Raw genomic sequence first — 22,819 nt, forward strand, 5'->3', positions numbered from 1 at the left:
GAGGCGGGGTGAAAGCAGATTTCAACGATCGCCCCATGCCTGATCGATTCAAACTGCCCTTGTTTTTTGCACACAAACAGGTACAATTAGGACTAATTTGCGTTAAGAGTCTTCTCTTACGATGACTTCTACTCTCCCTAAAGTTTATAAACCTCTCATTCCTCCTGTGTTGGGACTCGGTTTAGGCACGCTCATCTTGCTAATTATTCTGATTCACAGTGTCACCCTTGGTGCAAGAGATATTCCATTGCCAACAATTCTGGCATCGTTTACGACCTTTGATAACTCGTTTGATCATTTAGTAATTCAAACCGTTAGATTGCCACGATCACTGATTGCTCTCTCCGTCGGTGCTGCTCTTGCAGTCTCAGGTGCATTAATGCAAGGTTTAACTCGCAATCCACTCGCTGAAACCGGAATTTTAGGAATTGAAGCAGGCGGTGCTTTAGCGGTTGTCATTAGCTTATTTCTGTTTGGCAGTTCCTCGTTAACGATTTATGCAGGAGTAGCATTTTTAGGAGCCGCGATCGCAGCAATCCTTGTTTACTTTCTCGGCACATTGGGTCGAGGTGGCGCAACTCCGTTAAATCTGACAGTTGCAGGAGCCGCAATGTCTGCCTTGATTGCTTCAATCACGACTGCCATTCTGATTGTGAGCCAGCGCACGCTTGAGGAAATTCGCTTTTGGTTAGCAGGATCATTAGCAGGACGGGATTTTGATTTATTCTTGCAAGTTCTACCATTTTTGAGTGCTGGATTGGTGCTTGCATTCCTGCTCAGTCGGCAAATCACAACAATTAGTTTAGGTGAGGAAGTTGCAACAAGTTTGGGACAGCAAACCCTTTGGGTGAAGTTTCTAACTGCTACGAGCGTTGTTCTATTAGCAGGAAGTTCGGTCGCGATCGCAGGACCGATCGGCTTTATCGGCTTAGTTGTCCCCCATATGGTCAAATTTTTCATCAAGACCGACTATCGCTGGATTTTGCCCTATTCAGCCATCCTTGGAGCAATTCTATTGTTAGTGTCTGATATTGCGGCACGAGTGTTATTAAAGCCTCAAGAACTTCCCGTTGGCGTAATGACTGCGATCGTCGGTGCGCCGTTCTTTGTCTATCTTGCAAAATCGAAGGTGAAAAAATGAGCGATTGGCGTTCTCCTGTACTTTCTTTTCGGCTTGATCGACGAGTGCCTGCGATCGCGCTTTTGCTACTCGGAATTGGGTTTGCAGCAATTGTTTTCAATGTTGGACGAGGAGAATATCCGATTGCAGTATTCGACATCATCAGAACCTTGTTTGGGATTGATACAGGCAACCCGGATCATGCGTTCGTGATCCAAACGTTACGCTTACCTCGGACTTTAGTTGCATTCATGGTTGGGGCTGCACTCTCCCTATCAGGTACTATCTTTCAAGGCTTAACTCGCAATCCACTCGCTGACCCTAGCATCATTGGGATCAACACTGGAGCAAGTCTTGCAGCGGTCTCGGTGATTGTTTTGTTCCCAAACGCGCCTGTTTATGTAGTTCCGTTTTCTGCGTTTGCAGGTGCAGCATTAATGGCGATGTTAATCTATGGATTAGCCTGGCATGGGGGAAGCTCACCGACTCTGTTGATTTTGATGGGGATTGGACTCTCTGCGATCGCGAGTGCGTTTACCAGTCTGCTGATTACCTTTGGCTCAATTTACGATGTCAGTCAAGCTTTGGTCTGGTTAGCAGGGAGTGTTTACGGTCGCACTTGGGAACAATTTTTTTCATTTCTTCCCTGGTTGATTGTCCTTGTACCTGCTGCATTCGGGTTAGCAAGACATCTCAATGTGCTGAATTTAGGGGAAGACATCGCGAAGGGATTAGGCAGTCGAGTCGAATGGCAGCGAGGATTGCTAGCCATGGTTGCAGTCGGATTAGCGGGGGCATCCGTTGCAACTGCGGGAACGATCGGTTTTGTTGGGCTGATTGCGCCCCATCTGGGACGGCAGATTGTGGGCAATCGTCATGAAGAATTACTGCCGATCTCTGCACTTATTGGAGGGGTGTTAGTGGTAATGGCTGATTTTGTGGGGAGAACAGTTTTTGCACCAATCGAGCTTCCTTGTGGAGTCGTGACAGCGGGGATCGGAGCGCCGTTCTTTCTCTACTTACTGGTTCATCAACGGCAAACTGCGTAGCGATACTTTACTCTGCATCATCTTGATTGGAATTTGCAGCTAAAGTGTATATCTATCGAGTGCTAGACAATCGAATTGTGCGATCGCAGAAGTTACTCCTCATCTTCTTTCTCCGGTGAGAAGGTGAGAATGGAAGGAATACAGGCGAGTATTGTAGATTCTAGCTGCTGCGGTTGATTTTTCCAGCTAAAGCCACCTTTGGGATGATTGCTACACATCTGGATGAGTTGAAGTAACGCATGATCTGTGTCAGGCGACAAATCACCGAGTAAATAAATGCGTTTTTCTGGATTCGCTAAGGCAACACAACCATATATTTTCTCAAGAAGAGATCTCAAATAGGCTCTACAGAATTGGCAATTACTACTGCTCATCAAACCATCTTATTCCTTTAGAGCTGATATTCAAACTCATCTTGATTCAAAACAAAAGATGCCGAACAGTCTAAAGGCGAAGCTTTTCGACTATGCGGCATCCTTGTGATTAAACGCATCTATGATCAAGCGTACCTAAGCTCCCATAAAATTAGTGATAAAGGTTCTCATTAAGCGTATAGTAATAGACGAGTGTTGAGCAAGCCTGTGAAGTGGCTGATCAACGAGGCTCATCTCTTGGCTTAAGAGAATGTTGCCAGATTAGAAAGATAGGGAGGTCAAGAGAAATATGACATAACACCTGACAATGTGTTTGCAGGAAGCAAACTAGTTCAATACTACTAAAGTATCTGGAGCTAGAAAATGCGCCAAGTGGTAAGCCCGTTCCTCCGTTTTGAGCAAGATTGTCTCAAGTAGATGGCGGGTGGCACGATCGCCTAGGCTCTCCGTTTGTGATGCCAATCGACGAAGTAGCGAGATCAACGCTTGTTCGGCTGCCAAATCATTTTCAACCATTTGACGACACCGAAATTCTCCATCCGGTTCAGGTGTGAAGCAGCATAGTTCTGCAAGTTTTGCAAAGCTCGCAACTGGAACGCCACCTAATCCATTCAGTCGTTCTCCAATATCGTGAACATGTCCCTGAACCGCTTCATAACCTTCTTCAAAAAATTGATGCAATGAATAGAATTCAGCACCCTCAACAACAAAGTGATGCTTTTGATATTGCAAATACAACGCTTGAAAACTTGCCAATGCAATATTCAAGCCTTCACATACAGGTTCGGTTGTCGATCGATCTAGTAAAATCACGTTATCGGCAACTTGTCCAAAGGGTCTAACTAGCATTTGCGTCATCGGTTTTCTCCCAAGAAATAGATAGCCTTGAGCATTAACATTTTTTGTCTCTAGACAACTTCTTAAGGTCTGTTAGTAACTCTTGGTATGAACGCGAGTCTAACAATTCTCTTTACAAGTCAACTGTCACCTTCATGGAAATTTAAGGTGACAGAAATACAAGTTTCTTTCATCAATCACCCTGTAGAGTGACCCTGAATATAAAGACCATGATGATGGCGTTGTGCAGCTTTTCCTTTTATTACTTTGCCAGTTAGCCCTCACAGTAGACATTAGATGAAAATAACTCTCATGAATCCGTTAACAAATCAACACATTACAGGTAAGAAATAATATGGATATTAATGATTTATCTCAAGAGTTTGAGGAAATCGAAATTGATGGCATCGATCGCTGGTAAATTTATTTTCGGTTGCAAGAATTAGGCATTCCCTGCCGCTGCACCGGTCATGAACCCTTGAAAATTCTAATAAAAAATGCAAACTCAGCAACTCAAGTCTGGAGCGTAGCTAAACATATTGCAATGCACCGCCACGAACTCGTGCAGTGGCTTGAAAACTGCTGGGTATCACATTAACTCAATCAGATTCAGATTGAAGCAGTCTTTGCTCATCTTTACTAGGACACAATGGAGATGACTGGATGTTCATAGAGTGAAATACCCTAACACTGACACTTCAAGGGAACAAATCTTTTGAATAGCAGCAACACAATAGTATAGAGGAATGACAACTATCTCTCGCCTAGTTCGATCTTTACTACTTTTTGCTTTAACGATTCTGTTGGTTTGGGGATGTAACAGAACTCTTTCCACAACTCCACATCTAACCTCAGAACCGATACAACCAATACAGCCAGCCGCGAACTGTCAGTCCATTGAGCACGCCGCAGGGTCAACTAAGATATGTCGTCAGCCTCAGAAAATTGCTGTACTGAGTCCGTATCTGTTGGATATTCTGCTATCTCTAGGTGAACAGCCTGCTGGCTATGCAGGCACCTCCATAGGTCAGGGTCAATTCGATCATCCTGCTCACCAAATTCCTTACTTAGGAAATAGGATTATCACTCAACCTATGAATCTCGGAGATCGTACTTATCCGTCTTTGGAAGCTCTTGCGTCTCTTAAACCAGATTTGATCTTGGGTGAACTATGGCAGGGTAGCCAAGGCAAGTACGACCTGTTTTCACAAATTGCGCCTACAATCCTGATCGACGATCAACAGGGAGGTTGGCAGAGCAATCTTCAACTCATTGCCAAGGCAATGGGGCGTCTCGATGTTATTCAACCGCTGATGTTTGCACGGGAGCAGCGCATGAGTGCAGCGCGTCAGCAATTGAACGCTATCGTGCAGGCAAATCCCCGCATATTGTTATTGAGTTCTGGCGATCTCGCGAATGGTTTTTATGCGTATGGGCAAGACCGGAGCGTTTACTCGGATTTGTTGGAAGCATTGGGATTCAAGATGACTCGCTTGAATGACTCAATGTTGGAAGCGATAGGAGCCGCGCCGCTTTCCCTAGAAATGCTGCCTCAACTTGATACGGATATGCTGATTGTCTTAGGGTGGGATAGTAATCCTAATCAGAATTCCCTCGCCTGGAAACGCCTACAACAGAAATGGAACCAAACACGCCTGTTAAAGGCATTACCTGTATCACAAGCAGGACGAGTGTATTTTATGGATGGTCATTTAACAATGCTGCGAGGCCCCATCGCTGAAGCGTATATTCTGAATGACTTGCTGAAACAGCTTACCTCGAAAATGTGAGTCGGAGAGAAAAAATAATGGTTCCCTTTTTTTGTGCGGATGCTGCCCGGAGCTCGAATGCAGATCTAATTGGTACGGCTTCACCCTACAAAGCTTTTATTGCAGTTGAGTGTCCTCCACCTTGGACTCCGAATGAGCTAGATTCTAAATCCGTTCCAGCTAATCTCAGCACACTTGGGGAATGGGTGAATGAGGATTACGATCGATTTCAGACTTGCCTGCTATTGATCTACAACGAAACCTTGAATCAATCTGGGTTTACTAGACTGCTTATCTTTGAGCAAGCTTCCAACTTTACAAATACCTATCGCCAGCAAGAGTTTCACATCGCTGATCCCAATGAGATTGCCCCACTGATTCAAGCCTATTTAGCAGGTGAGCCTATCGATGTGACTCCGGTTGACAACTCGTTTCGAGATATTTTCGTTTGTACTCACGGGAGCCACGACAAGTGCTGTGCTAAATATGGGTATCCACTGTACCGCGAAGCTACCACGATCGTGAATCATCTATCGTTACATCAGGTTCGGGTTTGGCAAGTGAGCCATATTGGTGGACATCGGTTTGCTCCAACCGCGATCGACCTTCCAGCGGGACGATACTATGGACATCTTAATGGGTCATCCCTCACCTCCATTTTGACGCGAACAGGTGATATTCAGGTTTTAAGACAGGTGTATCGAGGCTGGAGCTACTTGCCTTGGGCAGTACAAGCATGGGAGCGCGAACTACTGTTGCAACAGGGTTGGGAGTGGATGAACTACAACGTTGCAATTCAAGTTTTGGCACAAAATGAAGATGAAACCTTGACTTCGGTAGAATTGACCTTTGAAACACCGGAGGGCGATCGACAGATTCATCGAGCCGACATTATTGCTGACCCCAACAAAGCTGTTTATCTCAAAGGAGAATGTGATAGCGAACAGGCATTTCCATTTCCCCAGTATGAGGTACAGAACTGGATTCGGATCAAGTAACGCTGATGCCCTTACTTGGAGCTATATGGTTCAACATCATGATCGCAGACGGTCGTTTCCATATCGCGCAACGTTGGAATCCAATATCCAATCGCACCCACCAGGACTAAACCGATCGATGAGATGACATACAGGAGTGCCATTCCTGCACCAGATCCGGTTCCAAAAATGCTACCGAATATTCCTGCAAGCCAACCTTCTGGCATCATGGCGGGTTCAAAGATTCGATCTGCCAGTGGTCCAGCCATTAAAGCCGCGATCGTTGAAACAACCAGGAGTAATAGTGAGCGAGTTGCTACAACTCGTCCCTGTCGCTCAGGGCTGACCTTGGCTAGCCAAATTGCATCATTGGAACTACCCAGAAGGGGAAAATTTAGGGAGGAGCAGAATTGACTAGGGAACCAAAGCAATGGTGATTGTCCCAGACCAAATATCGCTTTACTGATTCCTGCGCCAACCATTCCTAGAAGAAAACCATGGATCTTTCGTTTGGGACCTCCTAAGGTGCTCATGATGATCGCACCTATCACTCCACTGACTCCTGCGATCGCAGACAAGCTTGCTAAGACCGATGCATTGTTATTGCTACGCGCTAAAACCATTGCAGAATACAATGACGCACCAATGTCATGGGCAAACCAAAACAGCAAGGCTGCAACTAGGAGCGCAAATAATCCCGGTTGTGCAAACACATAGCGAAAGCCAACCAGCATTTCCTGCAATAGTGTTGTCTGACTTTGAAGTGAGGGTCGAGAAGCAACAGGTTGGGGAATATGAACTCGAAATACGGTCAAAATCGCAATACAAAACGTCAATAAATCAATGAGTAATATACCCAGTAGCCCAATACTGTAATAAAGAATCCCTGCCAGTGCAGGGGCAAAGATATTAGAACTATAATGCAGAACCGATCCCATGCTACTCGCGCGAGTATAGTCCTGCTTGGAAACCATCATTGGGATCGAAGCTGAGTAGGCAATTTCTTGAAGGTCGCTGAAAACGCCATTGATCGCACTCGTTACATAAAAGTGCCAAACTTGTAAATGCCCAGTCAGATAGAGTGAAAGAATGGCGACAGTCGATAGCGCAGCCACTGCATCACTCAACATCATCAGTTTTTTGCGATCGTAGCGATCGACAATGACCCCTGCGAAAGGAGTCACAACAAGACTTGCAACCTGACTAGAGAAAATAATTAGAGTCAGTGCTGTGGCTTGTCCTGTAAGCTGCCAAGCCCACAAAGTAATGGCAAAGTGCGTCATGTAGCTACCAATGGCAGAGACCAATTGACCACTCCAGACGATGACAAAGGTACGCATGGAAATCAGCGAGTGTTGGGTAGATCCAATACTGAGAGAATTTATCAACTATATAGCTTACTCAGCCTACCATCCTTTTGTGAGATCTAGTTTGTTTAGCTGGTTACCTCTGACAATCTTTTAATCAATTTACTCGGCGATATTAGAGATCTAGATTTCCATAAAGGCTTTATATTGCCTGGAATACAGCGGTTATCCGTTCAGTGGAGAAATCCCCTGAACTGAACCAACTTGATCGGGCAATCTCCTTGTACTTTTCATCTAAGCAACTGACAAGCTGATCAAAAAATTTTCAATAGGGCTTGCCAGAGGTAGCAGCTTTGCCGTATGGTAGCCTAGTAATTAATGCAAATTAGTTGCAATAGAGAATTCCATAGTTGGGGTGCTACAGGCACGTAGAGGATGATGAACCACCCTTCAGACGCTTTTCCAGAAACATTTTGGTGTGAATCGACCCTAGTAGCGTTGCTCCGTTACAGGGCGATGCATCAACCCGATCGCTTAGCGTTTACCTTCCTCTTGGATGGAGAAACCGAAGCGGTGAGTTTCACCTACAAAGAACTCGATCGTCAGAGTCGAGCGATCGCAGCTCGGTTACAAGCGATGGGATTGGGTGGGGAACGCGCACTATTGCTCTACCCACCTGGGCTGGATTATCTGGCAGCATTTTTTGGTTGTCTGTATGCGGGAGTGGTTGCGGTTCCTGCGTATCCACCCCACAATCAGCGAAACACACCGCGAATTGCAGCAATTTTATCGGACGCACAAGCTGCGATCGCGCTGACAACAACAGCCATCCTCGACAGAATGCAATCACTGTTGGCTGAGAAAATGAATGGGGATACAATCCAGTGGCTAACCACGGACAATTTGGAGTACTCCATTGCTGAAACTTGGCAGGAACCGCTGATTGAGAACAATACTCTCGCGTTTTTGCAATATACATCCGGTTCGACTGGCACACCCAAAGGGGTCATGCTCAGTCACAGCAACTTACTGCACAATGCTGCTGCGACCTATCGCTACATGGAGCATTCTCCTAGCAGCACGTTTGTCTCCTGGCTGCCTGCTTATCACGATATGGGCTTAATTGGTGGGATTCTACAACCGTTATATGGTGGGTTTCCTTGTATTCTGATGTCGCCTGCTTCGTTTCTTCAGCGTCCTTACCGCTGGCTGCAAGCTATTTCTCGCTATCAAGGCACTACTAGTGGCGCACCCAATTTTGCCTATGACTTGTGCGTGGAGAAGATTACGGCAGAGCAGCGCCAGACGCTTGATCTGAGTCATTGGAGCGTTGCATTTAACGGAGCAGAACCAATTCGGCACAGCAGTCTAGAACGGTTTGCGGCTACTTTTGCTGAGTGTGGGTTCCGTCGAGAAGCGTTCTACCCATGTTATGGGATGGCAGAGGCAACCCTGATGGTTTCTGGTGGAGTCCAAGCTACTGCACCCGTGATTAAGACAGTCCAGAAAGCAGCACTGGAACGTAGTCAAGTTGTAGAGGCTGATGCAGGAGATGCAGAAGTTTGGACGTTGATTGGATGTGGGAAAACAATTCCAGAGCAACATATTGTCATTGTTCATCCTGAAACCCTCGATCGCTGCCAACCCGGTGAAGTGGGAGAAATTTGGGTATCGGGTTCCAGCGTGGGACAGGGCTACTGGAATCGTCCAGAGGAAAGCGCCCAAACCTTTCAGGCGTATCTTTCAGACACCCATGCAGGACCATTCTTACGAACTGGCGACTTAGGCTTTTTGCACGATGGGGAACTGTTCATCACTGGACGCGCTAAGGATTTGATCATTATTCGAGGGCGCAATCTCTATCCGCAAGACCTTGAATTCACGGCAGAACGGAGCCATCCCACCTTGAGAATTGGTAGCAGTGCTGCCTTTGCGATCGCACTCTACGATGCAGAACGGCTTGTTGTGGTACAAGAGGTCGAGTTTCGTCAAAAGCCGAATGTTCAGGAGGTAACACAGGCAATCCGACAAGCGATCGCAGAAGCCCACGAGGTACAAGCCTATGCTGTTGTCTTGATTAAAGCAGGCACGATTCCGAAAACTTCTAGCGGTAAAATTCAGCGTCGGGCTTGTAAAGCAGCGTTTCTGGCAGGCAATCTAGCAGAGATCGGCAGCAGTATTTTAGAGATGGTTGAGGTTGAAAATCTTGAGACATCTCTAACTCGTGCAGATCTCTTCGCATTTGATTCTGCGGAACGCGAAACACAACTGACTGATTATGTTCGGCAACAAGTTGCACGAGTTTTGAGAATTGCAGCAACCCAAGTTGATGTGCAGCACCCTTTAAGCCGCTTCGGACTTGATTCGTTAATGATCTTTGAGATCAAAAGCCGCATAGAGCTTGATTTTGGAGTTGAGATCGCGATCGCGGATTTATTTGAAGGTGCTAGTATTGCCGAACTGGTCGCACAAATTCTAAATCAGCTTACAACCTCAAATCCTCAGTCAGCTTGTCCAATCGTGAGGGTTAAAAGTGCTACAAATTGCTATTCCCTTTCCTTTGCCCAACAGCGATTGTGGTTCCTTGATCAGTTAGAAGCTGCCAATTCTGCTTATCACATTGCGATCGCAGTGCAACTTCAAGGTGAGTTAAATATCACCGTACTGGAGAAAAGCCTCACCGAAATAATTCGACGGCACGAGATTTTACGAACAACCTTTTGCACGATCGCAGGGCAAGTAATGCAGCAAGTCACAGACGCGCAGATTTTGCCATTGACCGTTGTGGATTTGCGATCGTGGGTCAAATCAGAGCAAGAGGTTGAAGCGCAACGCATCACCAAACAGGCAATCCAGCAACCCTTTGACTTGCAGCAAGAACCGCTCTTCCGTGCCACCTTAATGCAACTTGGGCAGGAAGATCATCAGTTGCTATTAACTATGCATCACATCATCTCCGATCGATGGTCGGCGGAGGTCATGCTACAGGAGTTAGCAACACTTTATGATAGCTACTCCCAGGAATGGGTTTCACCCTTGCCGGAATTGCCCATTCAATACGCCGATTTTGCTCACTGGCAGCGAACCTGGCTTCAGGGTGAAGTGCTAGAAACGCAGCTTGCCTATTGGAAACAGCAACTCAACAGTGCGCCAACGGTTTTACATCTTCCGAGCGATCGTCCACGTCCTGCTGCTCAAACCTTTCGAGGGGCAACAAAATCGTTGCATCTTTCTCGATCGCTCACCAATTCGCTCAAGGCACTGGCGCGGCAAGAAGGGGTGACGCTGTTCATGCTGCTGCTGGCAGTCTTCAAAACCTTAATGTATCGCTATAGCGGGCAAGATCGGATTTCTGTTGGCTCTCCTATTGCGAATCGAAACCGCAATGAAATCACAGGGCTAATTGGATTCTTCGTGAACACCTTAGTGCTGCATACTGACCTTGCAGGAAATCCTAGCTTTCGAGAATTGTTGAATCGGGTTCGTCAGGTTGCCTTAGGAGCCTACACCCATCAGGATTTACCGTTTGAGCAACTCGTAGAAGCAGTCCAACCAGAACGAAACATGAGCTATTCGCCTCTGTTTCAGGTGATGTTCACGCTCCAAAATGCTCCACAGCTTCCAGAAATACCGGATCTGGCTCTGAAACCTATCAAAGTAACCAGTGAAACGGCACAGTTTGATTTAAGCGTGGCAGTTGAAACAGTCGAAAACGGGTTAGTTGCAGACTTTGAGTACAATACTGATTTATTTGATGAAAGTACGATCGCTCGGATGCAGCATCACTTTCAAACCCTACTAGAAAGCATTGTCACGAATCCGAATGCTCGGCTCTCAGACTTACCGCTCCTGACCGCGCAAGAGCAACAACAACTTTGGCAATGGGGAAATCAAGCGGTTTCTCTGAATCCCAATCCAGATCTATGTATTCACCAATTATTTGAAGCGCAGGCAAAGCGAACTCCTGATGCGATCGCGGTCATCTTTGAGCAGCAACAACTTACGTATCAAGACCTGAATAATCAGGCGGATCACCTCGCAAATTTCCTCCGCTCTTTGGGTGTTGCTCCAGAGGGACTCGTTGGAATCTGTGCGACGCGATCGCTAGATCTCATCATTGGATTGCTCGCCATTCTCAAAGCGGGAGGAGCCTATGTTCCGCTTGATCCAAACCTCCCGAAAGAGCGTCTCGCTCTGATGCTGGAAGATACTCAAGTGCCAGTCCTGCTGACTCAAACATCCCTGCTCAATATCCTGCCGGAAACGACGGCTAGAGTGGTCTGCCTCGATTCAGCATGGAATCTGAGCGAGCAACAATCTGCCGAACATTGTGCTCCGGTCGCCTCTAATCTGGCTTATGTCATCTATACGTCTGGGTCTACGGGCAAGCCTAAAGGGGTAATGATCGAACATCGTTCCCTCGTGAGTTATATCGAGACGGCAAGCGTTGAATATGGCATCAAACCGGGCGATCGCGTTTTGCAATTTGCTTCTCTGAGTTTTGATGTCGCAGCCGAAGAGATTTTTGTATCCTTGACGCAAGGAGCAACATTGGTGCTGCGGACTGATGCGATGTTGGATTCGGTATCTACCTTCTTGCAACAGTGCCGCGAACTGGCGTTAACTGTACTCGATCTACCGACTGCATTCTGGCATCAAATCACGGTTGAACTGGCTCAAGGGTTGGAATTACCTGAGTCTTTGCGTTTAGTGATTATTGGGGGCGAACCTGCACTGTCTGAGCGGCTTCTGGCTTGGCAAATGAAGGTTCGCGATCGCGTTCAATTGTTGAATGCTTACGGTCCTACGGAAACCACGATCGGCGCTACAATCTGCGATCTATCAACAGTATCCCCTGCAAATTCAGGACGAATTGCCCCGATTGGATATCCTTTGCACAATACGCAGCTCTATGTCTTGGATCAGAATCAACAGCCCGTGGCGATCGGGGTTCCTGGTGAGCTATATGTTGGCGGAGGTGGTATTGCTCGTGGCTATCTAAATCAACCTGAGCTAACGGCTGAACGGTTTATTCCCAATCCTTTCGATCGCAACTCAACCCTTCTCTATAAAACGGGCGATCGCGTCCGCTACCTGCCAAATGGCATGTTGGAATTCCTCGATCGCATTGATGATCAAGTCAAAATTCGGGGCTTTCGGATTGAGTTAGGAGAAATTGAAGCAACACTCCGGCAACATCCAGACGTTCAAGAAGCGATCGTTTTAGCGTGGGCAGATCATTCAAATAACAAACGTCTCACTGCCTACATTCGTGCTGCTACGCCCCCTACACCTATTGATCTGCGTCATTTTCTAGAGGAAAAACTGCCTCAGTACATGATCCCAGCAACCTTTCTCTTCCTGGATGCATTACCCCTCACACCTAGCGGCAAAATTGACCGCCGTGCCTTACCTGCTCCAGAGACGGCTCAAATTGCGTCAACGAGCACTTATGTTGCTCCCAAAACCGAAGTAGAGCAAGCGATCTCTGAAGTTTGGCAAGCGGTATTGCAGATTGAAAAAGTCGGCATTTACGACAACTTCTTTGATCTGGGCGGGCACTCCTTACTGGTACTTCAGGTACAAAGCAAGCTACAAATAGCGTTGAAGCGATCGATATCAGTCACGGATCTATTTCAGTACCCAAACATCAGTGCTTTAGCCAATTACTTGAATCAGACATCATCCTCTAAAGTTTCGTTGCAGGCAGTTCGCGATCGAGCCGCACAACAAAGAGCCGCATTCAATCGACAAAAGCAACTTCGTCAGTCAGGGAAATAGACTTATGAGTAATGTAATTAATGCGATAGAAGGCATCGCGATTGTTGGAATGTCGGGTCGTTTTCCGGGCGCGAAAACAGTCGATGCATTTTGGCAAAACCTACGATCGGGGATTGAATCCATTGCGTTTTTCACCGATGAGGAACTGATTGCGGCAGGCATTGATCCGGTTGTTGTGCGAGATTCTAATTACGTCAAAGCGTCTGCCCTGCTTGATGGGATAGAGCAGTTTGATGCAGCATTCTTCGGCTTCAATCCTAAAGAAGCGGCAATGATGGACCCACAGCAGCGGATCTTTTTAGAATGCGCTTGGGAAGCTTTGGAGAATGCAGGATACGACTGTCAACGCTGCGGCGATCGGATGGGAGTATACGCCGGAGTCGGTTTGAATCAGTATTGGGTCTTTCAGATCGCGCCCGATCGTCAATTGCTAGAATCTGCTGCTGGCTATCAAACGGTCATTGGGAATGAGAAAGATTTTCTAACAACTCGTGTTTCCTATCAACTCAATCTCAAAGGACCCAGCCTTGACATTCAAACCGCTTGCTCAACCTCACTGGTTGCAACCAGCTTAGCCTGCCAGAGCTTACTCAGTTACCAGTGTGATATGGCGCTAGCGGGCGGCATTACAATCCATGCGTTGCAAAAATCAGGCTATTTCTATCAAGAGGGCGGGATTTTGTCTCCCGATGGGCACTGTCGTGCTTTTGATGCCAAAGCTCAGGGAACTGTTCCTGGTAGTGGTGTGGGCATTGTAGTTTTGAAGCGGTTAGAAGATGCGCTGGCAGACGGTGATTGTATTCTTGCAGTGATCAAAAGTTCAGCGATTAACAATGACGGCTCGATGAAAGTCGGTTACACTGCGCCCAGTGTGGAGGGACAAGCAGAGGTTATTGCTGAGGCGTTGGCGTTAGCAGGAATTGAAGCGGACTCTATTTCCTATGTTGAGGCGCATGGGACAGGAACTGCATTAGGAGATCCGATCGAACTCGCAGCCCTAACTAAGGCATTTCGCGATAGTACCGAGAGGAGAAACTTCTGTGCGATTGGCTCTGTTAAAACAAATATTGGGCATCTCGATGCGGCGGCTGGAGTAACAGGTCTAATTAAAACAGTACTAGCACTCAAGCACCAACAAATTCCCCCCAGTTTGTATTTTGAGCAACCGAATCCTCAAATTGATTTTGCCAATACTCCTTTTTACGTCAACACAACGCTCACCGACTGGCAAACGCATCATCAGCCACGCCGAGCCGCAGTGAGTTCCTTGGGCATTGGTGGGACGAATGCACACATTATCTTGGAAGAAGCACCTGCGATCGCTTCGTCTAGCGCTTCCCGCTCTCATCAACTCTTGCTACTTTCGGCTAAAACTGCTTCTGCCCTAAAAACTGCAACGACGAATCTGGCAAATCACCTTCAGCAAAATTCTGACTGCAATCTCGCAGATGTTGCCTACACGCTACAAACGGGTCGCAAACGGTTTGAACATCGTTGCATGGTGGTGGTACGCGATCGTGAGGATGCCATTGAGAGCCTAAGCTCCCTCGATCCGCAACGGAACTTCATCCAATCGGCAGGAGGAGAACGCCCGATCGCCTTTATGTTCCCCGGACAGGGTTCTCAATACGTCAACATGGGACGGGAACTATACGAAACAGAGGCAATCTTTCGCGAACAAGTTGATCGCTGCTGTGAATTGCTCAAATCTCATTTAGGCTTAGATTTGCGATCGCTGCTCTATCCCGATGTCGAAACCGTTGAAACCGCGCAGCGCCTTCAACAAACCGCGATCGCTCAACCTGCTTTATTTGTTATTGAGTATGCCTTGGCGCAACTGTGGCTCAACTGGGGCATTCGTCCTCAAGCTTTGATTGGTCATAGTATTGGCGAATATGTTGCAGCATGTATTGCAGGTGTATTCTCTCTAAAAGATGCGTTAGCGTTGGTCAGCGCACGCGCACAACTAATGCAGCAACTTCCCACAGGAGCAATGCTTGCTGTTCCTCTTTCTGAGCATGATCTACAACCTCTACTAGGTCGCGATCTTTCCTTAGCTACGATCAATAGTGTTACCCAGTGTGTTGTTTCTGGGTCTGAAGCCGCGATCGTAACTTTACAACACCAATTATCGGAACAAGGCATCGAGTCACGTTTGCTGCATACGTCTCATGCCTTTCACTCTCAAATGATGGAAGCCATCGTTGAACCATTCATTCAACGAGTTAAAACCATTCCTCTGCATTCTCCTCAAATTCCCTACATCTCCAACGTGACGGGCACCTGGATTACGGCAGATCAAGCGACAAATCCGGCATACTGGGGCAACCATCTGCGTCAAACGGTGCGTTTTGCGGATGGTATTGACCAGTTGTGGCAAGACTCGCAGCGAATCTTACTCGAAGTGGGTCCTGGACGAACCTTGAGTACCTTTGCTCAACGCCATTCTGCTAAAACAGCAGCACATATAATTTTGACTTCCTTACGTCACCCGCAAAAGCAGCGATCGGATGTGGCATTACTGTTGCAGACCTTGGGGCAACTCTGGCAATGCGGAGTCTCAGTGGATTGGTCAACCTTTTATGCCCACGAGCGACGCTATCGCCTGCCTTTACCAACCTATCCCTTTGAGCGTCAACGCTATTGGATTGAACCGCGATCGTTCTTACAACCAAGCACGACATCGAATCGTTGGGATGAACTGATTCAGGCAGCACAACAACAGGCAAATCAGGGAATTTCAGCGTTAGCAGTTGACCCTTCGCAGGCTCCAAAAGTATTGTCTGCCCTGATGGAGAACGATCCACCCAAGCCAAATCTCCTCGATCGAATCGGGAAGAAGTTGGAGATGGCAGATTGGTTCTATCTACCCTCCTGGAAACGGTCTCTGCCCCCTGCGCCCGTTCAAACCCTTGCATCGAAGTGCTGGTTAGTATTTGTAGATGAGTGGGGTTTAGGTGAGAAATTAGCGCAGCGGTTGAACCAATCGGGTCAAACGGTTGTGATGGTTCGAGCCGGAACACAATTTCAGAGGTTACACAGCCTCGTAGAGCAAAATTCGGTCAATTGCCACTATACAATCGCGCCTCACCGTCCCGGAGACTACCGCACGTTGCTGGATGATTTGCGAACCCTGGGCAAACAGCCAGAAGCGATCGCGCATTTGTGGAGCGTTACGAACGAGACGAATTCATCTCTAGAATCCCTAGAGCAAACGGAAACTCTGAGCTTTTTCAGCCTGCTATTTCTAGCGCAAGCTCTTAGTGAGCAGTCTTCAGATTGTGCCATTGACATCAACATTATCTCCAACCAAGTACAGGACATCGCGGGTTCCGAGGAACTATGTCCTAGCAAAGCATTGTCTCTTGGACCTTGTAAGGTGATTCCACAGGAGTATCCCAACTTCACTTGTCGCAGCATTGATGTGGTGCTTCCGGTTCACAACCAAGATGAAAAGTTAATTCAACAACTGTTTGTAGAACTGACTACGCCATCCTCTGATCAGACGATCGCCTATCGAGGCAATCATCGTTGGGTGCAGACTTTTGAAGCTGTGCGTTGGGATAACACCCGCTCCTCTCGTTTACGGGATCAAGGCGTTTACTTAATTACAGGTGGATTGGGAGGTCTGGGACTCACGATCGCAGAATATCTCGCTCAAACTGTGCAGGCAAAATTGGTGCTGGTAGGACGATCGCCATTTCCTGCCAGAGAGGAGTGGGCACAATGGTTGGCGACGCACGATCGCCAGGATGAGACGAGTCTCAAAATTGAGAAGCTTCAGGCGTTAGAGAGATTGGGTGCAGAAGTGTTGCCTCTGAGCGCAGATGTATCAAATTCAACGCAAATGCAAGCCGTTTTGACGCGCATCAATGAGCAATTTGGGCAACTTCATGGGGTGATTCATGCGGCTGGGGTCACACCGGGAGGCATGATGCAAACTAAAACTGCCGAAGCTGCCGCTAGGATTCTGACCCCCAAGGTGAAAGGAACGCTGGTGCTAGCAGATCTGCTGAAGAATACGCCACTAGACTTCTTGGTGCTGTGTTCGTCCCTAACTGCAATTCTGGGCGGTTTGGGCATGGTGGATCACTGCGCTGCCAATGCGTTTTTAGATGCTTTCGCCTATCATCATCAGATTCAATATCCCGATCGTCTTACCGTTTCCGTTAACTGGGATAGCTGGCAAGAGGTCGGACAGGCAGCCAATACCATCATTCCAGCAACGCTTAAACAGGTACGCGAAGAAAATTTAAAGCAAGGGATTTTACCGCAAGAAGGGATAGAAGCTTTCTGCCGCATTTTGCAATGCATGGTGCCTCAAGTCCTGGTTTCAACACGCGATTTTCAGATGCAGTTACAGTACGATCATCTGCTGAATAGTGTGGAACATCTCGAACCTGTGAGGCAGGATCTGCACCCTAGACCAGCGTTGAGTAATGCCTATATTGCTCCTAGCAGCGCGATCGAACAAACTGTTGCAGAGATTTGGCAAGAGTCATTGGGAATTGAGTCGATCGGCATTCAGGATAACTTCTTTCACTTAGGCGGAGATTCCTTGTTAGCCGTGCAGATTGTCTCCCGATTACGAGATGCTTTCTCGGTTGAGTTATCACTGCAAACCCTTTTATCAGATGCCCCAACCATTGCTGAATTATCGAAGACGATTCGCACTCTACAAGCAGAAACAAATGAGCTTGACGTAATGAACGAACTGCTATTAGAGATAGAAAGTTTATCGCTGAGTGAAATTCAAGAACAACTGGAAGCAGCACAATTCAGTAATCATTAACCACGACACTCTGTAACATAACAAATCCTATACGGCTGGCAAAGAATGAACACGCTCTCTCAACGTCTCGCTGCTCTCTCACCGGAACAGCAGAGGCTTCTAGAACTACGTCTCAAGCAAAAAGGCTTAACGGCTCCTAAAGCCCAATCCGTTATTCAGCCTAGACAAAATCAGGACTCACTGCCCTTATCTTTTGCTCAAGAGCGGCTGTGGGTGTTGGATCAATTGCAGCCAGAAGTGCCGTTTTATAATGAAGTTCATTTCTTTCACCTGCGGGGGGCGTTGAATGTAGCGGCATTAGAGCAGGGTTTTAATGCTATCTCACAGCGCCATACTGTGTTGCGGAGTAGATTTGCGACTGTTGAGGGACGACCTGTTCAGCAGGTAGAGCCGTTTCAGCCTTTCCCTTTGCCGATCGTCGATCTGAGCCAAGCGGCAGAAACAGAGCGGGAGAGCGTTGCGAGAGCGATCGCGACTCAAGAGGCGCAGCAACCGTTTGATTTAGCCAATGATGTGTTAGTGCGAATTAAGCTTCTGCGGCTCACGCCAACGCATCACATCTTGCTGCTCACCGTCCATCACATTGTCTGTGATGGTTGGTCAGTCGGCGTGTTCATTCAGGAACTGGTCAGGTTCTACACTGCCTTTGCTACGGGGGAACCGCTCTCCCTTGCTAATCTGCCAATTCAATATGCAGATTTTGCGGCTTGGCAGCGAGAATGGCTCCAAGGTGAAGTGCTAGAGACTCAACTTGCTTACTGGAAACAGCAACTCGGTGGCACATTGCCCGTTCTAGAACTTCCCACAACCCGTCCGCGTCCTACCACGGAAACTGGACGAGGTGCGATTCAAACCTCATCTTTATCACCCGCCTTAACCCAAGCGCTCAAGACACTGAGTCAGCAAACAGGGGTGACGCTGTTTATGACTCTGCTAGCAGCTTTCAACACTCTGCTCTATCGCCATACCAGAATAGAAGACATTTTGGTGGGTTCGCCGATCGCAACCCGCAATCGGGTTGAATTAGAAGGCTTGATCGGGTTATTTCTCAACACGCTTGTATTCCGCACTGATGTTTCTGGCAATCCGACGTTTCAGGAGTTGCTCAATCGGGTGCGTGATGTCGCACTCGGAGCCTATGCCCATCAGGATGTACCGTTTGAAAAACTGGTTGAGGAACTGCACCCTGATCGCAACCTCAGCCAATCCCCGTTGTTTCAGGTGATGTTCATTCTGCAAAATACGCCCAAACCCGCCTTAGAGCTACCTGGTTTGACGATCGAACCCTGGGATATCGATAACGGAGCCGCGACCTTTGATCTCACGCTCAGTCTGCAAGAGACCTCTCAAGGTCTTAGCGTGAGTTGGGAATACAACACTGACCTGTTTGATGCAGATGCGATCGCGCGAATGCAAGGGCACTGGCAAACCTTGCTAGAAGGAATTGTGAAAAATCCCCAAGCTCGCCTCTCAGAATTGCCTTTGTTGACAACCCAGGAACTAGAGCAGCTTTGGACATGGGGAACCGGAGAACACGAAAGCCATGCTCTCGTAGGCACCCCGCAACATCTATGTATTCATGAATTATTTGAGGCGCAAGTTGAACAAACTCCCGATGCGATCGCGGTTGTTTTTGAAGATCAACATCTTACTTATACCGAACTCAACCACAAAGCCAATCAACTAGCCCATCAGTTGCGATCGTGGGGTATCCAACCGGAAATGTTGGTAGGGATCTGCATGGAAACCTCACTAGAGATGATGGTGAGCATTTTCGCAATCCTCAAAGCCGGAGGCGCTTACCTGCCGCTTGATCCTGCCTATCCGACAGAACGGTTAGCCTTCATGCTCAATGATGCGAAAGTATCGGTGCTCCTGACGCAAACTCATCTGCTCAACACGCTCCCTCAGCATCCGGCTCAGGTTCTTTGTGTCGATCGCGATCAATCCATTTCTACGGCTGCCTCCCTGTCTCCTGCACCTACTGGCTCAAACCTTGCCTATGTGATCTACACGTCTGGTTCTACGGATACCCCCAAGGGCGTGATGGTCACGCATCGCAGTTTGGTCAATGCCTATTTTGCATGGGAAAGTGCTTACCAGTTGAGAGCGGCTGTCACCTGTCATCTACAAATGGCAAGCTTTTCCTTTGATGTTTTTTCTGGCAATTGGATACGGGCACTGTGTTCTGGGGCAAAGCTCGTGCTCTGTCCTAGAGATTTTTTACTAATGCCTGATCAGCTTTACAGTCTTATGCGTCGGGAGCAGGTAGATTGTGCAGAATTTGTACCAGCCGTGTTGCGGAATTTACTCAGATATCTAGAAACAACGGGTCAATCGCTCGACTTCATGCGGCTCCTGATGGTGGGGTCGGATAGCTGGTATGTACAAGAGCATCAGGCTATCCAGCGATTGTGCGGAACCCAGACTCGGCTGATTAACTCCTATGGTGTGACTGAGGCAACGATCGACACAACTTATTTCGAGAGAACTGAGACAAAACTGTCTGTCGATAACTTAGTTCCGATCGGTCGTCCCTTTCCGAACAGTCAGGTGTACGTTCTGGATATCGATCGACAACCTGTACCAATTGGAGTGCCTGGAGAACTTTACATTGGGGGTGCTGGCGTTGCACGAGGATATCTGAATCGTCCTGAACTGACCGAGGAGCGGTTTATCCCTTACGTTGACCCTTTCACTCCTTCAATTACAACTCGTTTATATCGAGCTGGCGATCTGGTTCGCTATCTGCCTGATGGCAATCTGGAGTTTTTAGGACGGATTGATAACCAGGTAAAGCTGCGCGGGTTTCGTATTGAGCTAGGAGAAATCGAAGCAACCCTTGGGCGATCCCCTACTGTTGCAGAAACAGTTGTCGTGGTGCGAGAAGACGAACCTGGACACAAACGATTAGTTGCCTATGTTGTTCCTGTGCAGTCAACCAGTTTCTCACTTTCTGATCTTCGCAACTTTGTCAAAGACAGATTGCCGGGGCACATGGTGCCGTCTGCGTTTGTGGTGTTGGAGTTCCTACCGCTCACACCTAACGGCAAGATCGATCGACGATCGCTGCCTGTTCCTGAGATAGCAAGACCGAATTTAGAACATACATACATTGCACCTCAAAACCCAGTGGAAACGGCATTGGTCGGTATCTGGGCTGAGATACTTGGGGTGGCGCAAGTGGGCATTGACGACAACTTCTTTGAGTTGGGTGGCGATTCTATTCTGAGTATCCAAGTAGTCGCTAAGGCAAATCAGCAGGGATTGAGAATGACACCCAAGCAGGTGTTTCAGTATCAAACGATCGCAGAGTTAGCCACCGTTGTAGAACTCGTAGACGCGCAGACCATCGCTCCAGCAGAACAGGGAGCGGTGACAGGTGATTTACCACTCACGCCCATTCAACATTGGTTCTTTCAACAGGAATTGTTGGAGCCGCATCACTGGAATCAATCCATCTTGTTAGAAGTCCGACAAGCGATCGATGCCAGGCTTTTAGAAAAGGCAGTCCAGCATTTACTCACTCATCACGATGCATTGCGACTGCGATTTTCTCGGACTGCTGAAGGTTGGCAACAGCAGATGATCAGCCCCGATACGGCTGTTCCATTCTCCCAAGTGAATTTGTCAAACCTGTCTACAGCAGAACAAGCGATCGCGATTGAGCAAGCAGCAACACAACTCCAAGCAAGCCTTAATTTGAGCGATGGTTCGATCGTGCGGGTTGCTTGGTTTGACCTGGGACTCCATCGAGCGAGCCGTTTGTTGATTGTGATTCATCATCTTGCAGTCGATGGGGTGTCTTGGCGAGTGTTGCTAGAAGATCTGCAAACGATTTACCAGCAATTGAGAGATGTTCAACCGATCAAACTGCCGGCTAAGACCACTTCATTTAAACGGTGGGCAGAACAGTTGGTTAACTACGCACAATCGGAAAGTTTGCAACAAGAACAGTCCTTCTGGCTAACCCAATTGCAAAAGCCGATTCCGCCCCTCCCTGTGGATTTTCCAGGCGGAACGAATACCGTTGCCCAAGCTCGTACTGTCACCGTAACGCTGAATTCAGCAGAAACCCAAACATTACTACAAGACGTACCTGCTGCTTATAGCACCCAAATCAACGATGTGTTGTTAACTGCACTCGTACAAGCGTTTGCAGCGTGGACTGGAAAACCATCACTACTGGTGGAGCTAGAGGGACATGGACGCGAGGACATGATTGAAGGGGTAGATGTATCGCGTACGGTCGGCTGGTTTACTGCTGTGTTTCCAGTATTGCTGGAGTTGGATAGCAGGGTTGATAGTGCCCAAGCCCTAAAAGCGGTGAAAGAGCAACTGCGGCAAATCCCGAATCGAGGCGTTGGCTATGGACTGCTGCGCTATCTCAATTCAGGAGAAATCGCTGAATCCTTGCGAAAACTGCCTCAAGCGGAAGTCAGTTTCAACTATCTCGGACAGTTTGATCGGAGCTTTGCAGCGTCCTCTTTGTTTGGGCTGGCTCAAGAGTCGAGCGGCTCTTGTCATGGCTTGCAAGATCGTCGATCGCATCTATTTGAGATTGACGGCATGATTACCGACGGTCAGCTGCAAATGGTCTGGACGTATAGCGAAGCATTGCATCACCCTGCCACCGTTGAAGGACTGGCACAACGGTTTCTCGAAAAGCTGCGATCGCTGATTTGCCACTGCCAATCGCCTGACGCTAAAGGCTATACCCCCTCAGACTTTCCCCTAGCCGAGCTTAGTCAGGATGAACTTGATGCCGTATTCGCGACGGTTGAATTTTCTGTTGAATTTTCAGGGAGATAAG

Annotated in this window: 11 protein-coding genes; 8 read left to right on the forward strand and 3 right to left on the reverse strand. The window is 47.8% G+C overall.

Annotated features, from left to right (window positions below; translation table 11 throughout):
* Positions 1–121 precede the first annotated feature (121 nt).
* Together LEPBO_RS0132040 and LEPBO_RS0132045 are read left to right on the forward strand one after the other, a co-directional pair.
* Positions 122–1,141 (forward strand): FecCD family ABC transporter permease, encoded by a 1,020-nt coding sequence (locus LEPBO_RS0132040; protein ID WP_017291689.1) that lies wholly within the window; start codon positions 122–124, stop codon positions 1,139–1,141.
* Positions 1,138–2,169, forward strand: a complete 1,032-nt coding sequence (locus LEPBO_RS0132045) for a FecCD family ABC transporter permease (RefSeq protein WP_017291690.1) — start codon at positions 1,138–1,140, stop codon at positions 2,167–2,169. The genes LEPBO_RS0132040 and LEPBO_RS0132045 overlap by 4 nt, the downstream gene beginning before the upstream one ends.
* 92 nt (positions 2,170–2,261) lie before the next feature.
* Here the strand turns inward: LEPBO_RS0132045 and LEPBO_RS39055 are convergent, their stop codons facing one another.
* Entirely contained in the window at positions 2,262–2,507 is a 246-nt protein-coding gene (locus tag LEPBO_RS39055) for a DUF1636 family protein (protein WP_172410515.1), read from the reverse strand.
* Positions 2,508–2,870: 363 nt separating this feature from the next.
* Positions 2,871–3,401, reverse strand: a complete 531-nt coding sequence (gene dpsA / locus LEPBO_RS0132055; protein ID WP_017291691.1) for a DNA starvation/stress protection protein DpsA — start codon at positions 3,399–3,401, stop codon at positions 2,871–2,873.
* 412 nt (positions 3,402–3,813) lie between these two features.
* Between dpsA and LEPBO_RS45500 the strand changes: the two genes are divergently transcribed.
* The 3 genes from LEPBO_RS45500 to LEPBO_RS0132065 all read left to right on the forward strand — a co-directional run bounded on the left by LEPBO_RS45500 (position 3,814) and on the right by LEPBO_RS0132065 (position 6,147).
* A complete protein-coding gene (locus tag LEPBO_RS45500) occupies positions 3,814–3,978 on the forward strand; it encodes an Asr1405/Asl0597 family protein (RefSeq protein WP_347276259.1) in 165 nt (54 codons plus the stop codon).
* Between the two features lie 148 nt (positions 3,979–4,126).
* Positions 4,127–5,170 (forward strand): ABC transporter substrate-binding protein, encoded by a 1,044-nt coding sequence (locus tag LEPBO_RS39060; protein WP_071596259.1) that lies wholly within the window; start codon positions 4,127–4,129, stop codon positions 5,168–5,170.
* 17 nt (positions 5,171–5,187) lie between these two features.
* Positions 5,188–6,147 (forward strand): sucrase ferredoxin, encoded by a 960-nt coding sequence (locus LEPBO_RS0132065; RefSeq protein WP_017291693.1) that lies wholly within the window; start codon positions 5,188–5,190, stop codon positions 6,145–6,147.
* A gap of 11 nt (positions 6,148–6,158) precedes the next feature.
* On the opposite strand, the gene LEPBO_RS0132070 is transcribed toward LEPBO_RS0132065, so the two are convergent.
* Entirely contained in the window at positions 6,159–7,466 is a 1,308-nt protein-coding gene (locus LEPBO_RS0132070; protein ID WP_017291694.1) for an MFS transporter, read from the reverse strand.
* A 402-nt stretch (positions 7,467–7,868) separates the two neighbouring features.
* Between LEPBO_RS0132070 and LEPBO_RS0132075 the strand changes: the two genes are divergently transcribed.
* Genes LEPBO_RS0132075 through LEPBO_RS0132085 form a run of 3 tightly spaced genes read left to right on the forward strand, consistent with a single transcriptional unit; the run spans position 7,869 to position 22,818 of the window.
* A complete protein-coding gene (locus LEPBO_RS0132075) occupies positions 7,869–13,214 on the forward strand; it encodes a non-ribosomal peptide synthetase (protein ID WP_026149071.1) in 5,346 nt (1,781 codons plus the stop codon).
* A 4-nt stretch (positions 13,215–13,218) separates the two neighbouring features.
* The gene (locus tag LEPBO_RS0132080; protein WP_017291696.1) at positions 13,219–18,006 is read left to right on the forward strand and encodes a type I polyketide synthase; all 4,788 of its coding nucleotides are present in this window, start codon (positions 13,219–13,221) and stop codon (positions 18,004–18,006) included.
* Between the two features lie 45 nt (positions 18,007–18,051).
* On the forward strand, positions 18,052–22,818 hold the full coding sequence (locus LEPBO_RS0132085) for a non-ribosomal peptide synthetase (RefSeq protein ID WP_017291697.1): 4,767 nt from the start codon (positions 18,052–18,054) through the stop codon (positions 22,816–22,818).
* Position 22,819 lies beyond the last annotated feature (1 nt).

It is taken from the genome of Leptolyngbya boryana PCC 6306, from assembly GCF_000353285.1.
Classification (GTDB): domain Bacteria; phylum Cyanobacteriota; class Cyanobacteriia; order Leptolyngbyales; family Leptolyngbyaceae; genus Leptolyngbya; species Leptolyngbya boryana.

Excerpts from the sequence above, each read along its gene's own strand:
- LEPBO_RS0132070 (WP_017291694.1), bottom strand. The coding sequence starts at position 7,466 with ATGCGTACCTTTGTCATCGTCTGGAGTGGTCAATTGGTCTCTGCCATT.
- LEPBO_RS0132065 (WP_017291693.1), top strand. The coding sequence starts at position 5,188 with ATGGTTCCCTTTTTTTGTGCGGATGCTGCCCGGAGCTCGAATGCAGAT.
- LEPBO_RS39060 (WP_071596259.1), top strand. The coding sequence starts at position 4,127 with ATGACAACTATCTCTCGCCTAGTTCGATCTTTACTACTTTTTGCTTTA.
- dpsA (WP_017291691.1), bottom strand. The coding sequence starts at position 3,401 with ATGACGCAAATGCTAGTTAGACCCTTTGGACAAGTTGCCGATAACGTG.
- LEPBO_RS0132080 (WP_017291696.1), top strand. The coding sequence starts at position 13,219 with ATGAGTAATGTAATTAATGCGATAGAAGGCATCGCGATTGTTGGAATG.
- LEPBO_RS0132040 (WP_017291689.1), top strand. The coding sequence starts at position 122 with ATGACTTCTACTCTCCCTAAAGTTTATAAACCTCTCATTCCTCCTGTG.
- LEPBO_RS0132075 (WP_026149071.1), top strand. The coding sequence starts at position 7,869 with ATGATGAACCACCCTTCAGACGCTTTTCCAGAAACATTTTGGTGTGAA.
- LEPBO_RS0132085 (WP_017291697.1), top strand. The coding sequence starts at position 18,052 with ATGAACACGCTCTCTCAACGTCTCGCTGCTCTCTCACCGGAACAGCAG.
- LEPBO_RS0132045 (WP_017291690.1), top strand. The coding sequence starts at position 1,138 with ATGAGCGATTGGCGTTCTCCTGTACTTTCTTTTCGGCTTGATCGACGA.